This window comes from Myroides phaeus (genome assembly GCF_009799805.1).
Classification (GTDB): Bacteria; Bacteroidota; Bacteroidia; order Flavobacteriales; family Flavobacteriaceae; genus Flavobacterium; species Flavobacterium phaeum_A.
The window spans coordinates 2,096,376-2,110,483 of the sequence record NZ_CP047050.1 but is presented as its reverse complement, the minus strand read 5'-3'; the positions used below and the strand labels follow the sequence as shown (position 1 = coordinate 2,110,483).

The following is a 14,108-nucleotide window of genomic DNA, read 5'->3' as shown; positions in this document are numbered from 1 at the left end:
AAGTTTAAGTACAAAAGAAGAAATTCAAGCAAGAAATAATGCGAATAATTAGCGCTAATTTATCTTAGTTACGCTTTTTAAGAAACTTAATCGCCCAATCGTAATGACTTGACGTAGCTGAAATGATATAAGATCCTAAAGACGTACTACCTGTCCACTTATAAAATTTCTTCTGAAACAATTGTTCATTACTATGTTTACCTATGATGTCAATCAATGATTGATGCGAACTTTGAAGTAGTTCAATAGCCGATATACCTGAAGTATGTTGGTACATCTGATGAATAGCTATATTTAATTGAGGAGTAGTTTTCCAAGTGTACCCCTCAGCAGGCATTATAGGTTTATCGCCTTGCATTCCAACTGTGTACCACTGTTCAAACAACAAGTGCCAATGGTGTAAGTGCATCAACACGTCTCTTCTATTTCTGTTTAAAGAAGGTATTTCAAACTCTTGTTGTAATGCCTCTTCTGATAAGTTTACAACCAGCAACATTAGCTGAGAAAAGTTCTTTTCAGCTAAATGTAACAATTCGTCTTTCGTAATTGGTCTGCTCATTTTTGAAGTATCTTAACTGCGATATTGGTCTAAACGCTGGTTTAATTTATCAAGTAAGTCTTGTTGTGAAATAGCTAAAAACGTCGTATTAATAAACACAGATGTTCCGTACGTTTTTAGATTAGCTTCCATTGACTTGCGCTTGATAAAACTTGTCTGTTTGTCGATGTATTCTTGGGGATTAAGAACATAAACCATAATAAACTTATTGCTCTTTACTTGACATTCGACAAATGAAAACACATCTTCCCAAGGAATTAACCCATTGACAACTGATGTTGCATTATCTGTAATCCCTTGATTATCGATAATTAACCCCGGTCTTTTATCCACCAATTTTATTGCAAATAGGTATGAACCGTAACCAAAAAAAACAATACACAATAAGGCGATGGCAATTGTAAACACATACGAATCTAATATCCAGTTATCAGGTGATTCAGAGGATACAGCTAAAATTAATACACCTGCTGCCACTAAGAGTAGTGTTCCTATTAAATACAGGAACAACCTACCTTTTTTGATTGCTATTCTAATTGGAGTGATATTCATAGGGTTATTTTAAAGACAAGACATACTGTGCCATTTCACGCATTCTGTTTTTCAAAGGTGTTGGCTCTAATACAAAGTCGTATGTATGTGTGAAACCAAATTTCAAAGGAATTGAAATACTTACTTCATTTTCTCGTTCAACACAATAGATAATCTCTTGTGTGATTACCTCCTCTTTAATCAGGTTAACCATTGCCTCAACAACCTCAGTACCAAATCGCTTATTTTGAGCAGACTCCTTTAACCACAAGCCTATTTCCACAGATTCGTTATTGATATCATTTAGTGCACAACTACCAATAAACTCCTTTGTTTGCTTGTCTAAAATAGCTAATACAAGTGCTGTCCCGTACGTTACTTCGATGCGAGAACGACGGATATATTCCTGCATAAACTCACGGCTACCTGTTGGGTCAAAACTTAGGTATTTAGCCACCGCAGGTGTTAAGCTTGCCATTAAATCGTCTAAGTGATTGTCGTTAATTACAACCAACTCTAAACGGTCTGTTTGCCACGTTTTATTTAAGTCAAACGGTTTGCGCTCTTGGTCTTTTACCATTTTAACGATAGTCAGCAAATCGTACAAAATACCTTGTTCAATCTCATCATTGGCAACTACCTGTTCTAAAACCGGTTGATAAGCACACAACACCTCTTTCGTGTAATACCAAGACAAGTCAAACATATTACCCATATCAGTTGTTGTCCAATACAGTTTATCCGTATCTGCATCTACAAACTCTGGCCATAGAAAAGGCGAATCGGCTTGTAGCGTACCAAAAAAGTCTGGAGCGTTCTCAAACTCATTGCCATCTCTAAACGTTTCCCACTGAAAACCAACAGCCTTGGCGATCTTCATAATTACGCGAAGCATTAAATCTTGGTTGTGATAGCCTGTTTTTAATACTTGAAACAGCTTGATTAACACAGCAGGAGTAACTAATACCACTCCTCCTTGGTGTTCAACATTATTTGCTAAGTTAAACAACGCCATTCTACTCGTAGCAGGATTTAACTCTTGCAACTGCTCAATAAACACTGGTAAATCATCCGTTCTACCGTTCCAATGTACTAATCTATCCCATTGAATAGAATTAAAATCTATCTGTTCTAATGCCTCTATCGTAAACATATTCAATCAACCTATTATAAAAAAGTTCAAAAAGCTACTGCCTTTTGAACTCTAAATTATTTATTACTTCTTCACGTTGTCCTTGCGGTACTGAAGCATATTTAATATTTTCTCCTCGCTAATATTACGCACGAAGTCGTTGTGATAAACATACCCTAACTTCTCAGCGATTTTAATACTACCGTGGTTGTTTTTCTCTACGTTGTAAATTAAGTAATCAACGTCTAAGTTTTCGTTTACATAACTCTCTAAACCATTGATTAACTCACTTCCGTATCCTTTTCCAAAAGCAGACTCTTTTAACCAGATTCCCAATGAAATAGACTCGTCATTTACATCGTGAATACCACAACATCCGATGAATTCTTTAGTGTTTTTATCAGTTGCCACTAAGGTAATATCTGTTCCTTTCTCTAATACGTCTAAACTGTAATCGATAAATCCTTGTGTATCTTCAATTTTTCCAGTTGGTATAAACGGAAGAAACTTAGCTACTGTAGGGGTCAATTCGCGAAAGATATCTTCTTTAAAAGCGTCTTTAACTACTTCAAAAGATAATCTTTCTGTAGTGAACTGAATGTCTTTACTAAATCCCATATATATTATTTTTTATTTTTATTAAACTGGCAATACACAAAGTTCTGTTTTGTGTCAAATGGTGTGATGTGATCATCGTACAAACTATTGTTCAAAGTAAATTCCTCTGCAAACACAGCTGTTAAATCCTCACTATTATATTGTTGAATATCTAATCCACTACAACGCAATGGTCCGTTCTTTGAAAAAGTAGCCACAACTAACGCATCAGTAACTGCATCGTTTACAATTGCCTGATAAGCAGCGATATCTTGTGGGGTTGTCAAAAAGTGAAACACTGCTCTATCGTGCCATAGCGCATACTTCTCAGTTGGTTTAAAATCAACAACATTACTTTCAATCCACTTTACTTGCTTAGCACGTTCACCTAAACGAACTTGTGCACGTAGTAAGGCATTTTTAGAGATGTCCATTACCGTAATATCTGTGTACCCTTGCTCTAAAAGAAAGTCAACTAAATTACTATCACCTCCTCCAATGTCTATAATCTTAGCATCTTTCGGAAGTTTACTGTTTTCAATAAATTGTAGTGAATGCACTGGTTTTGTTTGTGTCCAACTTACCTGTTCTGGTGTTTTCGACTTATAAACTTCTTCCCAATGTGCTTTTTCATTACTTGTCATACCGCATTGTTTTTATCTGAAAAGCAAAAGTAACAAAACCACGACAACAATGGTGCTATTTAAAACAAAAAAAGCCACAAGACAAGTCTTGTAGCTTAATGATTGATTTGAATTAGTTAGTGTATAGTTATTTTCTTTTACTTTTTAAGAGGAAAATAGACGTGCTATTTCCCTTTAGAAGCATAATTTTTAACCTGTACATTAACAAATATAATAATTTATCAAGTTCCTTCGACGTCTTATTCTATGTAAAACACCTATTCAAACTCAGTAAAAACAACTATTTCTTATGTGTTCCTAATTTTTTAAAAAAAAATCATACTATTTCTTTAAAAAATATCTATCTCATTTATAAGTAGATATAAAATTATATAGGAGAAATTGCGATTATTCTATTTTTTAGTCCCCGTAAAACTTGCAGAAACAAAAAACTCGTAGTATGTTTGCAATCGCAAATAAGCAGTAGTATATATGCTTTTGCAACGGAGAGGTGCCGGAGTGGTAACGGAGCAGATTGCTAATCTGTCATCGGGTAACCGATGCCAGGGTTCGAGTCCCTGTCTCTCCGCTAAGTTTTTCGGGGTGTAGCGTAGCCCGGTCATCGCGCCTGGTTTGGGACCAGGAGGTCGCAGGTTCGAATCCTGCCACCCCGACGAAATAACTTAGACAATAAAATATACTAAAGATGACCCAATCGGGGTGTAGCGTAGCCCGGTCATCGCGCCTGGTTTGGGACCAGGAGGTCGCAGGTTCGAATCCTGCCACCCCGACAAAAAGGAATCACTATTTAGTGGTTCCTTTTTTTATACCCATAAACTAAATGAGTAAGCAATTATTACAAAAGCTGTATAGTCAATACTTAAACTATTACTTCTACTCTTCTTATCAAGAAGATGAAGTACAAGCGAGAAAAGCATCTACTGAAATTATCTTCAACCTCTTGTTCATCACTTTAAGTGTTACTACACTAATTCTACTTATTTTTATTTTAAAAGCTATTGGCATAAACTATAACACAAAAAATGTTGTTGGCAAGATAACATTACTAACTCTTACCTACACAGCCTATGTCATTGCAAAAAAGAAATATTTCAGTCGTTTAAACAACTTCTTTTCTTCTGTTGAAGTTACCCAAAAACCAACCAACAATTACATCATATACTATAGCATCATTGGTATATTTGCCTACTTTGGTATCATTACTTCCTTAATTATAGTATACAACAAAATATTTTAAAGCATAAAAAAAGAGTTAGCAACTGCTAACTCTTTTCGTTTACTCTCCTTTGCTATGTTGTAGCAACCAATTATATAAATCTATGTGTCGATATAAATCCTCTACACTTCCGTGTGTTCCTCCTTTGACAACTTGCAACTCTACTGGTGCTGCTTTATCGCAATTTTGAATTGCTGCCATTATTTTCTTTGACTCTCTCAATGGTACAATGAAATCTTTATCTCCATGAATCAATTTAATCGGAATTGATGTTAAAGCACAAGCTTCTCTTTCTTCCCCTCCTCCACAAATAGCAATAGCCGCTGCAATACGATTAGGGTATTTACTCGCATACTTCATTGTTCCATATCCTCCCAAACTCATTCCTGTAACGTAAATGCGACTTTCATCTATATTATAATTTGCAATCATATAGCTTACAATCTCATCAATCTTATCTGCATTCCACGGTCCTGATGGCAATTGTGGCGCAACTAAATAAGCCGGAATATCAAGTCCTTTTTCAATGCCCTTTAACGCACCATATCGTTTTACTCTTTCAATGTTTGTGCCCGACAAACTTCTACCGTGTAAAGAAATGATTAGTGGATTCTTTTCTTGAACCTCTCTTGGTTCGTTTAACCAAAACTGATACGCTGTCTTGTCTACAACAGCTTTGGGTTGAGCAAATGCTGTCATTGATAACAGACATATGAATGCAATAATAAATTTCATACCTTTTTTAAAGGTAAATATAATTGGTATAATTGAATTTCAACAACTCAATTCTTCACAAATAGTGATTTTTAAAACCAGTCTCCTTTTACTTCATTCAACTACACTTACTTACATATTCAAAAAAAAGAACAAACTAAACACTTCATTTATTCGTTCCCTCTATTCATTGAATTACTTTCTTTACGATGCCATAAACAGCGTGATATCCTATTAAATTTAATTATCTCTTTTAGCTACACAATCAACTAATATATGCTTCCCTCCTAATTAATCTCAACACTCCATCTCTAAAAACAGAAGAATTTACTCATCAAATTTATGCTTGTAAGAAGAATTTATCTCTAAAAACATACCCTCTTCCAATAAAAAATAGCAAACTTGAACAGCAAATGACTAAAAAGAGAAAGGCAATATGTCTTTTTTTACAACTTTTTTACACTCATCTCAATTGTCACATCTCCCATTTTCCTAATAATATCGCTATCTCAAGGGTAGTTTACATTTTAATCAGTAAAAATTTACTTACCTAAAGAACTACCTATCAAACACTTGTTTTTTTTATTAAAAAAACATTACTTTTTTCTTGCGAGGAATAAATAAAAAGACCTATATTTGCACTGTCAAAATGAGAGAACAATAGTGCTCAACATTACAAGACAAAACAATTAAATCCTCGAGATTTAAGGACGGTCCAATAGCTCAGCTGGATAGAGCAACTGCCTTCTAAGCAGTAGGTCTCAGGTTCGAATCCTGATTGGATCACAAAAAAAGCCCTTGATTATTTCAAGGGCTTTTTTGTTTCTAATACTTTCCTATTTTATATCGTAATTACAGCAGTTGCTCTAACATAACCATATCTTTCAATTGTACGCCATTTTCAATAATTGGGGCGGCATAATTGTCAAGAAAGAAGTTCTCTTTTACACCATATTTCTTAAAACCATTGCGTTCATAAAAGCGTATTTGATCTATACCACAATCAGCCGTACCAACAATTAAACGAGAATACCCTCTTTTCTTGCTAATAGCCACAATTTCCTGTATTAATAATCCACCAAGACCTTTTCCTTGAAAAGATTCGGCTACAGCAATATTTTTAAGTTCAAGTGTACTTGCATCAATCGCATATAAACAAAACACCGCTAATTGTGCTTCTCCTTCTTCTAAAATGAAAACATCTGAATCATCAACGTATTGATTAATTGCATCCATCGTTTCATCTGCTAACAATAGCAAATTAAACGGATAGGCTTCTCCCTCCTCAATCAAGCGCAAACAATAATCTGAATTTACTGATGTCATATATTCTCCAATCATACTCTATTTTTTACTATGATACATAATGTGGTTAAGCAAGTGTCATTGCGTGTTTTAAAAACTTCTTAGCCTTGTTTTGATACGCTACAGATTTCATTGAGTAGTTTCCTTCAATTATTTCAGACGCCAAGTGAACCTCCTCCTTGTATTTGGTGCTAAGCAACAACAAGATGTCCATAGCAAACGATTCTGTAGCTACTTTTGAATTAGAGACCAACCACAGCAGTGCTATATCTACCAAACGCTTCTCTTGTAAATCTGTCAATCCTACTTTTTTACTCTTTACTAATAGATAACTTAGCCTGCTGAGTAATCGCTTACTGGACTCATTAGTTACCTTGTCTAAGTGATCTAAAAAGTAAGTTAAGTGGGGAAGTATTTTTACGATATCAACGGACACAATTTCTTGTAACAACAAACAAGCATTAATATGTATAGGGTCATCGACTTGAAAACTATAGTCTATCAAAAAAGAAACAACCTCTTTTGAATTGCCTATTATAAGCAAAGTACGCTCGCGACTTGCCACGTGTACAGTTGTCTCTAATACAGCTTTATACAATGCTTCTGTTGTCATATTTATACTATTTAACTGTTGTAAAAATAGATAAAACTAACCTTACTATACTTATCAGAAAACACTTTTAAACAAAAATCCCTCTACAAACAGTTGTCTATAGAGGGGTTTTATATATTACTTTACAAAAACAGCTCTCTTATCTTTGTAAAAATTATCTATTACATTCTTCAGTTTTCGTTGCGTATTAGAACGTCTTACCCAAATAGGAAAATCCTTTATTTTCATTTCTTTTACTGCATCCAATACTTGATCTATCGTCCATTTTTTCATAAATGCTCTCATCATAAAATCACTAATAATAGCACTCCATTCCTCTTTATTTCCCCAATAATGTCCTACTATATGATCTCCTGGCTTTATAGCTCCTTGTTTACTTAAGGCAACGCTAAATGCCAACTGCTCCACAAGTTTCCTAATTACATCTGTTTCACACATTCTGTCATTTACCTCCAAACAAACATCAATATACCCCAAGTTCTTAGAAGAAATCCCAATTAAACCAGAATTCCACATACAAGTCTCCTTATCAATTACAACTCCTTCAAAAGTTTTACCTTGCAAAGAAGACCACATTTTTTTTTCAGTTTTAGTCGGCAGTTCACTTAATCTCCCTTCATTCAAATGCATAAAATTTTCTCCATTGTCCATTCCTGTTTTAATAGAAGAAAAATCATTGTAAACAAAAGTATCTCCATCCATAAACAATATATGATCAGTTGGATATTTTTGAGCCAATAACTGCAAAGCTTTTATCTTAATACGAAAATAACAATCGTATGCCGATGCCCATTCCTTAAATGTTTGTTTTGAAACAAGTATAACCTCAACTTTATCTCCTAAATGTTCAAAAAACGTAGTGTCTTCTGTAATAATAATTACTTTATCATTATTACTCTTTTTATTTAATGTTGTGTAAATAGAAAAACACACCTGTTGATAATTTACAATACTTTCTCCAAAAACTAAATAAACAATATTCATCTTATGTTTGTTAATTTACAAATACACTTCTACATCAAACTCACATCATTTACTGATATAAATTTAATTTTAAGTAAATGTATTGCTTTCTTTACTTATTATAAACATCAAATTACTATTAATAACAAAAAAAGCGTCTTTGAGTATCATACTCAAAGACGCTTTCATATTGTCTAAGCAATTAATTAAGCTAAAACAGGAATAATGTGTTCCCAGTTCATTTCTTTAGCATAATCTAACGCTGTTTTTCCTTCGTTATTTACTGCATTCTTATCAGCTCCGTGTGCTAAAAGAACCTCAACACTTGTCAAGTTTCCAGCAATCACCTCTTTTTGTAAGAAAGTAAAACCAGCTTCGTCAAGACGACTAACTTCTTCAGGATTCTTAGTTAAAAAGTCTCCTAAGTTTTCTTTCATATTCTTACTCATTGGGTGCTCTACTAAGTTCTCAGGACTTTCTTGTTGATCAATTACAATTGTAACTTCATTAAAATCACCAAAGTCAAGTCCCCAAGCAGCATCGTGCTCAGCGCGCTCTTCGTCAGTCATTTCTGAACGCAACGCTTGAACAGTGAAACCTCCATAAGATTTCCCTTGAGAAATAAACATCCAATCGCTAATTTGATCTAAAGTTACCCCTACTTGATCACCTTCTACTAACTCAGTAATCTCATTTGGTTCGTTTAATAATTCCCCGTAAATAACCTTTCCATCAAAGTCAAGATTACCTATCCACATATGTTCTACAACTGGCTCATCTTGTCCTTCCACTTCTTGTGTGAATGCTACTTTAACGCTTGCCATGTCTAAACCTGGAACTACTCTTCTATATTCCCAAGACAACTCTCTCCAAAAATATTTGAATGTTTCTTGTGCTTTTTTATAAGCTTCAACCATTTTTGGATGATCTCCTTCTGCGAAATAAATTTTATTTTCTCCCATTATCTTTATATTAAGATTACAAATCTAAAAATTGTAAGTTACCAATCCTAACAGCAGCGAACTTCTTTGTAATTTATCTCGCTTGTCTAAAATTGTGTTTGTTAAATTGCCAAGCTAAGTATCCTCCTGCTAAACTCCCCATTAAGTGCCCTTGCCAAGAAACATTACTGCCTAATTGTTCGTTTGGAAAAACACCGTATATCAATCCCCAATACAGCACTCCTATCCCTACAGACAACAATAACAATAAAAACTTCTTGCTTAATATGCCACTTATAAATAGAAAACACAGCAACATATAAATAACACCACTGGCTCCTATATGACACGAGCGAACTCCTGTACTTAAACTGTCGATGTCTGGAAATAACCACACACCCAAGCCTGCCATTAGCCAACCTATGATAAACACTTTATAGGCTATTTTATTGTAAAACTGTATGGCTAAGAAACTCAAAAAAAGAAAGGGAACCGTATTGCTAATCAAGTGATCCCAGCTTCCGTGAAATAAAGGTGATAAGACAATCCCCTTTAATCCTTGCAGTTTCCAAGGAATTACCCCATAACATTGTTGAAACACACCTATTTGTTGTAATATAAAGACAAGCCACATCACCCCAACTAACACAAGTGGAACCACAATAGCCTGTTTATTTATATGTCTTTTCGTTTCCATTATTATTAAAGATTAACATCACACAAAACTCTTCCATTGCTCATAACGGTGATTTATGATCTCTTTTATTTCGTAATAATTCTCCCACGTATCTTCTACGTGATAGAATTGATCAGGATGCCCTATGTGATGAGCTTGAATATAATCGTCAAAATAATTGGCTACTTCTTTTGAAAATCGACTATCTTCATCGTAGTAATCTTTCACAAAAGCATTTCCTTCTTCTGTTAATTGCGTTGATAACAACCTTCCTTGATAGTGGTCTAACAAAAACTCAGTTCCCGAATACCTCTTTTTCTTAACGGCATTTATATCTTCCGCAAACTCATTGATAACAGACGGATCTACAAGATCCTTTGACAAACACCACGAAAAGAAAAAACCTATATGCGTAGCCCCTTGCTCGTGTGCCAAATCTACTGGAAAATCTCCCTCATAATGCCAAGCATAATCATCGTATTTATTCATCTTTTGTTTATTATTTTTTATAAAAATAGATAAAAAAACAAATAAGCAGAATAAAAAATAATTCTAATGCTAAAAAACACTAATTAAAAACATTTATGTTAATGCTATACTCCCCTTAAGCAAAGGCGTTAAAGCGACAATTATAGTCATAAAAAAAGCAGAAACTACATCGAGTAATTTCTACTTATATATCACAATCTTAAATTTCACTGAGAAAAACACTCAAAAAAGGCTCAAAAGTTCGTTCCTCATAAGTAGGAACTAACGCTTGTATCAAGGGTAAATATGAATCATCTAAACCACTCTTCTCCATCAGCTTATTTCTATTTTTCAACAAATAGCCTTCATAAAAACAAACACTACCTCCTGTAATATGTAAGTACAACAGCTTTAAATAAGGATGCTTTCGACTAAAACTGTGGACTATTTCTTCTGTTTGAAGCAATTGCTCTTCATTGCAAACACCTAAATCTAACAAATTATCAATATCAAAATAAAGTGTCAAGAGCAACTGATCGTGTATCTTTAAAACCTTCATCTTTCCAAAGGGAAATAACTTGGCTAACTCTTGATCAAATATATTTTCACCACCTTTTACTAAGGGCACAATAAGATAAGACACTTCCATAAATTGACGTTTTTACATATACACCAAAATACGCAAACTAAAGCTTAATACACTCTTTTTTACTTTACTAAACTATTTCCTATAGATTATCTTTGTGTTAAGTACCTAACACATTATAAATTCAAATACCCTATAATTGAGTGGCTTCCCATTTCAATATCTAACAATGCTTTTTTAGGGTTCTCTACTAAGATACAATCTCCTTCCTCTACCTTTAAAACCTCTTTATTTACACGGATATCCATCGCTTTCAAGGCAAAAACAAACACAAAATTACATTGGGTAATAAAAGGAAATGCTCTCAATTCTACTACCTCATCTTTGACATCTTTATGCAACATCAAGTTGAAATCCACTCCCTTTGAAAAAGAGATAATATCATCTGCTGAATCAAAAGAAAACACCGTATTTTGCTTGTATTCTTTATCCTCCATATTTTGAGTTATCTGCAGTGTATTGTCAAGCATTACTAAATAACGGCGAAAACCGTCAAACTTTGTAAAAGTAGAAGGTACATCTTCTATTGTTGCGCTACTTATGCGAAGCTTAAAACGTTTTTCACTATAACTCCCCTCAGAAGGATAAATACAATATTCATACGTTTTCCCCCCTGACCAAACACTTGGTGTTATATTATCCTTTTTTAAAACTCTTATTTTCATATCTATTTTTACAAATAAAGGCCTTTAAAACAATTGCTTTAAAGGCCTAAGAATTAACAACTAACACTTTGTTTAGTCCTCTATAATAAAGTGAGTATCCTTATTATAAATATTATCTACAATAATCATCTCGAAAGGATGAACTGTATAATCTCTTTCGTTTACATCTTGTTTGATGCGATATTTCAACTCTATCGAATTTGGTTTCTCTTGCAATGATTTCACTTCAAAAGTAGTTTCCTTATCTGTTACTTGCCCAATAATTGCTAATACAAATGAACTTTTAAAGTCTATCTTCGTTGGCTCTCCATTCTTCCCCATTACAGGCGATGGTCCAAAGTACTTATCAAAATCCTTTTGACACGTAATCTTTAAATATTCTACTTGTTTATTATCAATTGTATTATTTACAAAATACCTATTTGCTATTTTATATGAAATATCCCTAACACTATCTAACGCCTCAATTGCTATTGTATCTTCTTTTTGCTTATCCGATTTCTTTTTTGTAGTATCACATCCGATTAGTAAACTACTTAAAATCAAAGCAAATAATAACATTCTATTTTTCATATTATATTGTTGTATAGCTATATAACCCGGAATTCCTAAAATTATTGTTAACATCTGTCAATTTTATTTTCGCAGGTATTAAATTTATTCAATGTACACTCTTCTTCACTGAGATTAAAGCTCTCCATTGTTGTAAACAGTGATAAATTCTTCTATCAAGTATGATTCATTTACTTCTTTTGTCCAACTTATTGGCTTGTCATAATACTCTAATTCGTGTAGTATAACGGGTATTTTCCTACCAAAAGAAGTTTTTATCACCCCATCATTGTGTAATGAAAGAACCAACTCTTTAATGCCTTCCATAAACACTGTTTCTAAGTGTTTCCCTTTTACTAACAATTGGTCAAATAACAAATCGTCATCTGCTGCTGCTGCATCGTCTTCATCACTAAAGTAATAAGGAGTTGAACTTAACCACCTGCGCAACGACTCATCTTCACATCCTCCTATTTCTAACAACTCATCTTGCAACCAATAGGCGTAATTCCACTTTGCCTCGGCTTCACTTGATGCAAAATCTACTTGTTCCTTGAAATGGGATGTTGTATTAAAACTTACATTTATTATTGGATAACGGGCATCGTCATCTTCGTTGTAAAACCAAAAAGACAACGCATATACATCTTGACGTTCCTCACTATCAACACGTTGAAAAGCCTCTTTTATTTTATGGTAACTCGCTTTTAAAAAAGCCTCTCTTTCTGTCATTTTCCTAAATTTCAAAGGGCTAATTTATTCTATTTTAACTCTTACACACAATATTTAATGTTATAATATCCGATTGGGTATCGTTTTTCTACAATTCATTCTTCTTTATTTTAATTACAGTCTGACAAACAATATTTTAGCCAAACTAAACCTCAACTATGAAAAGAATATTTTACACAATAATCGCGTTAGTAGCGCTTCATTTCACTGCTCAAGCGCAAACGGCTAATGAAAAAGTACTCTTAGAAAGAGTGGTATCACTAATGGCTGATGAGAAATACGAAGAAACGTTGAACATTTACAAGCAACTACTGGTTGAAGCACCACATTCTATTTACTATTTTCAAAGTGCACAGCTATTGGCAAAACTAAGTAGAGATGAAGAAGCATTGGACTATCTTGAAAAATACGTTACCTCAGATACAGTACACCCAGAATTAGCCATCGTTTTTAATGTTTTACCTGAATTTGAAAACTTGAGAAACACACAAAAATGGCATAATATTATGCTTACTTTCAACAATAAAGTATACACTACACCTACTGAATATAACTCTGTACGCGAACATTTAGAGGCGCTTTATGATGCTGACCAAGGCATTAGAAATGAATGGACTGCAATTGAAAAAAAATATAACCCAGAAAGTACGGAATACAAAGAGTTTCTCAAAAAATGGGTACTTACAGATAAAGAAAACTTGTTTCAGGTACAACAAATATTAGATGAAAAAGGATGGTTAGGTAAAGATGATGTAGGCATTAAAGCTAACGCTGCTTTGTTTTTAGTTATTCAACACGCTGAATTGGACACACAGAAAAAATACCTGCCTATGATGACACAGGCTGTAAAAGATAAAAAGGCTAACGGACAAGATTTAGCATTGTTAGAAGATCGCATTGCTATGCGTGAAAAACGCAAACAAGTCTATGGCTCACAAACGTTGTCTATTGACGGCTCTGAATATGTTTTATGGCCGGTTGAAGATATTGACCAAGTCAATGAACGCCGTAAAGCTGTGGGATTAAAGCAAACCTTAGAGGAGTATATGGAGTTAGTTACTGGCAACAAATGGTCGTTACAAACGTATAAGGAAAAGTTACCTGCTTTAGAAAAACAGCTCAAACTTACTGATCAACAATAATCTACTCCCTAA

Annotated in this window: 18 protein-coding genes and 4 tRNA genes; 6 read left to right on the top strand and 16 right to left on the bottom strand. The window is 33.9% G+C overall.

Features of this window, described 5'->3' with window-relative positions; all coding sequences use genetic code 11:
- Positions 1-64: 64 nt before the first annotated feature.
- From GQS07_RS09480 to GQS07_RS09460, 5 genes are all read right to left on the bottom strand, one after another.
- A complete protein-coding gene (locus tag GQS07_RS09480; RefSeq protein ID WP_158210580.1) occupies positions 65-559 on the bottom strand; it encodes a ClbS/DfsB family four-helix bundle protein in 495 nt (164 codons plus the stop codon).
- Positions 560-571: 12 nt separating this feature from the next.
- The gene (locus GQS07_RS09475) at positions 572-1,111 is read right to left on the bottom strand and encodes an STM3941 family protein (protein WP_158210579.1); all 540 of its coding nucleotides are present in this window, start codon (positions 1,109-1,111) and stop codon (positions 572-574) included.
- 4 nt (positions 1,112-1,115) lie between these two features.
- On the bottom strand, positions 1,116-2,243 hold the full coding sequence (locus GQS07_RS09470; RefSeq protein ID WP_158210578.1) for a GNAT family N-acetyltransferase: 1,128 nt from the start codon (positions 2,241-2,243) through the stop codon (positions 1,116-1,118).
- 63 nt (positions 2,244-2,306) lie between these two features.
- Positions 2,307-2,840 (bottom strand): GNAT family N-acetyltransferase, encoded by a 534-nt coding sequence (locus GQS07_RS09465; protein WP_158210577.1) that lies wholly within the window; start codon positions 2,838-2,840, stop codon positions 2,307-2,309.
- Positions 2,841-2,845: 5 nt separating this feature from the next.
- Complete coding sequence (locus tag GQS07_RS09460; RefSeq protein WP_158210576.1) at positions 2,846-3,463, bottom strand: class I SAM-dependent methyltransferase; 618 nt, start codon at positions 3,461-3,463, stop codon at positions 2,846-2,848.
- Positions 3,464-3,947: 484 nt separating this feature from the next.
- Between GQS07_RS09460 and GQS07_RS09455 the strand changes: the two genes are divergently transcribed.
- From GQS07_RS09455 to GQS07_RS09440, 4 genes are all read left to right on the top strand, one after another.
- Positions 3,948-4,031: transfer RNA gene (locus tag GQS07_RS09455), tRNA-Ser, on the top strand.
- Between the two features lie 10 nt (positions 4,032-4,041).
- Positions 4,042-4,116 (top strand) — tRNA-Pro (locus tag GQS07_RS09450).
- 42 nt (positions 4,117-4,158) lie between these two features.
- Positions 4,159-4,233: transfer RNA gene (locus GQS07_RS09445), tRNA-Pro, on the top strand.
- Positions 4,234-4,283: 50 nt separating this feature from the next.
- Complete coding sequence (locus GQS07_RS09440) at positions 4,284-4,700, top strand: hypothetical protein (protein WP_158210575.1); 417 nt, start codon at positions 4,284-4,286, stop codon at positions 4,698-4,700.
- A gap of 39 nt (positions 4,701-4,739) precedes the next feature.
- Here GQS07_RS09440 and GQS07_RS09435 read toward each other — a convergent pair whose 3' ends face one another.
- Positions 4,740-5,414 (bottom strand): prolyl oligopeptidase family serine peptidase, encoded by a 675-nt coding sequence (locus GQS07_RS09435; protein WP_158210574.1) that lies wholly within the window; start codon positions 5,412-5,414, stop codon positions 4,740-4,742.
- A gap of 691 nt (positions 5,415-6,105) precedes the next feature.
- Here GQS07_RS09435 and GQS07_RS09430 point away from each other — a divergent pair.
- Positions 6,106-6,179: transfer RNA gene (locus tag GQS07_RS09430), tRNA-Arg, on the top strand.
- Positions 6,180-6,245: 66 nt separating this feature from the next.
- On the opposite strand, the gene GQS07_RS09425 is transcribed toward GQS07_RS09430, so the two are convergent.
- From GQS07_RS09425 to GQS07_RS09380, 10 genes are all read right to left on the bottom strand, one after another.
- Positions 6,246-6,734, bottom strand: coding sequence for a GNAT family N-acetyltransferase (locus GQS07_RS09425; RefSeq protein ID WP_233269258.1), 489 nt, complete (start codon positions 6,732-6,734; stop codon positions 6,246-6,248).
- 31 nt (positions 6,735-6,765) lie between these two features.
- Positions 6,766-7,311, bottom strand: a complete 546-nt coding sequence (locus GQS07_RS09420; protein ID WP_158210573.1) for a hypothetical protein — start codon at positions 7,309-7,311, stop codon at positions 6,766-6,768.
- 117 nt (positions 7,312-7,428) lie between these two features.
- Positions 7,429-8,295: a hypothetical protein gene (locus GQS07_RS09415; RefSeq protein ID WP_158210572.1), complete on the bottom strand. Its 867-nt coding sequence runs from the start codon at positions 8,293-8,295 to the stop codon at positions 7,429-7,431.
- A 185-nt stretch (positions 8,296-8,480) separates the two neighbouring features.
- Positions 8,481-9,236 carry a DUF2314 domain-containing protein gene (locus GQS07_RS09410; protein ID WP_410505276.1) on the bottom strand — a complete coding sequence of 252 codons (756 nt, stop codon included), beginning with the start codon at positions 9,234-9,236 and terminating at the stop codon, positions 8,481-8,483.
- A 73-nt stretch (positions 9,237-9,309) separates the two neighbouring features.
- The gene (locus tag GQS07_RS09405) at positions 9,310-9,912 is read right to left on the bottom strand and encodes a rhomboid family intramembrane serine protease (protein ID WP_158210571.1); all 603 of its coding nucleotides are present in this window, start codon (positions 9,910-9,912) and stop codon (positions 9,310-9,312) included.
- Between the two features lie 18 nt (positions 9,913-9,930).
- Positions 9,931-10,380: a hypothetical protein gene (locus GQS07_RS09400; RefSeq protein ID WP_158210570.1), complete on the bottom strand. Its 450-nt coding sequence runs from the start codon at positions 10,378-10,380 to the stop codon at positions 9,931-9,933.
- A 199-nt stretch (positions 10,381-10,579) separates the two neighbouring features.
- Entirely contained in the window at positions 10,580-11,008 is a 429-nt protein-coding gene (locus GQS07_RS09395; RefSeq protein ID WP_158210569.1) for a hypothetical protein, read from the bottom strand.
- A gap of 113 nt (positions 11,009-11,121) precedes the next feature.
- On the bottom strand, positions 11,122-11,670 hold the full coding sequence (locus GQS07_RS09390) for a HutD family protein (protein WP_158210568.1): 549 nt from the start codon (positions 11,668-11,670) through the stop codon (positions 11,122-11,124).
- 72 nt (positions 11,671-11,742) lie between these two features.
- Complete coding sequence (locus tag GQS07_RS09385; protein ID WP_158210567.1) at positions 11,743-12,297, bottom strand: hypothetical protein; 555 nt, start codon at positions 12,295-12,297, stop codon at positions 11,743-11,745.
- A 60-nt stretch (positions 12,298-12,357) separates the two neighbouring features.
- Positions 12,358-12,954, bottom strand: coding sequence for a DUF4303 domain-containing protein (locus GQS07_RS09380; protein WP_158210566.1), 597 nt, complete (start codon positions 12,952-12,954; stop codon positions 12,358-12,360).
- A 158-nt stretch (positions 12,955-13,112) separates the two neighbouring features.
- On the opposite strand from GQS07_RS09380, the gene GQS07_RS09375 reads away from it, so the two are divergent.
- A complete protein-coding gene (locus GQS07_RS09375) occupies positions 13,113-14,096 on the top strand; it encodes a DUF6624 domain-containing protein (protein ID WP_158210565.1) in 984 nt (327 codons plus the stop codon).
- Positions 14,097-14,108: the final 12 nt, after the last annotated feature.

Excerpts from the sequence above, each read along its gene's own strand:
- GQS07_RS09435 (WP_158210574.1), bottom strand. The coding sequence starts at position 5,414 with ATGAAATTTATTATTGCATTCATATGTCTGTTATCAATGACAGCATTT.
- GQS07_RS09415 (WP_158210572.1), bottom strand. The coding sequence starts at position 8,295 with ATGAATATTGTTTATTTAGTTTTTGGAGAAAGTATTGTAAATTATCAA.
- GQS07_RS09470 (WP_158210578.1), bottom strand. The coding sequence starts at position 2,243 with ATGTTTACGATAGAGGCATTAGAACAGATAGATTTTAATTCTATTCAA.
- GQS07_RS09405 (WP_158210571.1), bottom strand. The coding sequence starts at position 9,912 with ATGGAAACGAAAAGACATATAAATAAACAGGCTATTGTGGTTCCACTT.
- GQS07_RS09465 (WP_158210577.1), bottom strand. The coding sequence starts at position 2,840 with ATGGGATTTAGTAAAGACATTCAGTTCACTACAGAAAGATTATCTTTT.
- GQS07_RS09375 (WP_158210565.1), top strand. The coding sequence starts at position 13,113 with ATGAAAAGAATATTTTACACAATAATCGCGTTAGTAGCGCTTCATTTC.
- GQS07_RS09460 (WP_158210576.1), bottom strand. The coding sequence starts at position 3,463 with ATGACAAGTAATGAAAAAGCACATTGGGAAGAAGTTTATAAGTCGAAA.
- GQS07_RS09440 (WP_158210575.1), top strand. The coding sequence starts at position 4,284 with ATGAGTAAGCAATTATTACAAAAGCTGTATAGTCAATACTTAAACTAT.
- GQS07_RS09410 (WP_410505276.1), bottom strand. The coding sequence starts at position 9,236 with ATGGGAGAAAATAAAATTTATTTCGCAGAAGGAGATCATCCAAAAATG.
- GQS07_RS09390 (WP_158210568.1), bottom strand. The coding sequence starts at position 11,670 with ATGAAAATAAGAGTTTTAAAAAAGGATAATATAACACCAAGTGTTTGG.
- GQS07_RS09395 (WP_158210569.1), bottom strand. The coding sequence starts at position 11,008 with ATGGAAGTGTCTTATCTTATTGTGCCCTTAGTAAAAGGTGGTGAAAAT.
- GQS07_RS09480 (WP_158210580.1), bottom strand. The coding sequence starts at position 559 with ATGAGCAGACCAATTACGAAAGACGAATTGTTACATTTAGCTGAAAAG.
- GQS07_RS09420 (WP_158210573.1), bottom strand. The coding sequence starts at position 7,311 with ATGACAACAGAAGCATTGTATAAAGCTGTATTAGAGACAACTGTACAC.
- GQS07_RS09425 (WP_233269258.1), bottom strand. The coding sequence starts at position 6,734 with ATGATTGGAGAATATATGACATCAGTAAATTCAGATTATTGTTTGCGC.
- GQS07_RS09385 (WP_158210567.1), bottom strand. The coding sequence starts at position 12,297 with ATGTTAACAATAATTTTAGGAATTCCGGGTTATATAGCTATACAACAA.
- GQS07_RS09380 (WP_158210566.1), bottom strand. The coding sequence starts at position 12,954 with ATGACAGAAAGAGAGGCTTTTTTAAAAGCGAGTTACCATAAAATAAAA.
- GQS07_RS09475 (WP_158210579.1), bottom strand. The coding sequence starts at position 1,111 with ATGAATATCACTCCAATTAGAATAGCAATCAAAAAAGGTAGGTTGTTC.
- GQS07_RS09400 (WP_158210570.1), bottom strand. The coding sequence starts at position 10,380 with ATGAATAAATACGATGATTATGCTTGGCATTATGAGGGAGATTTTCCA.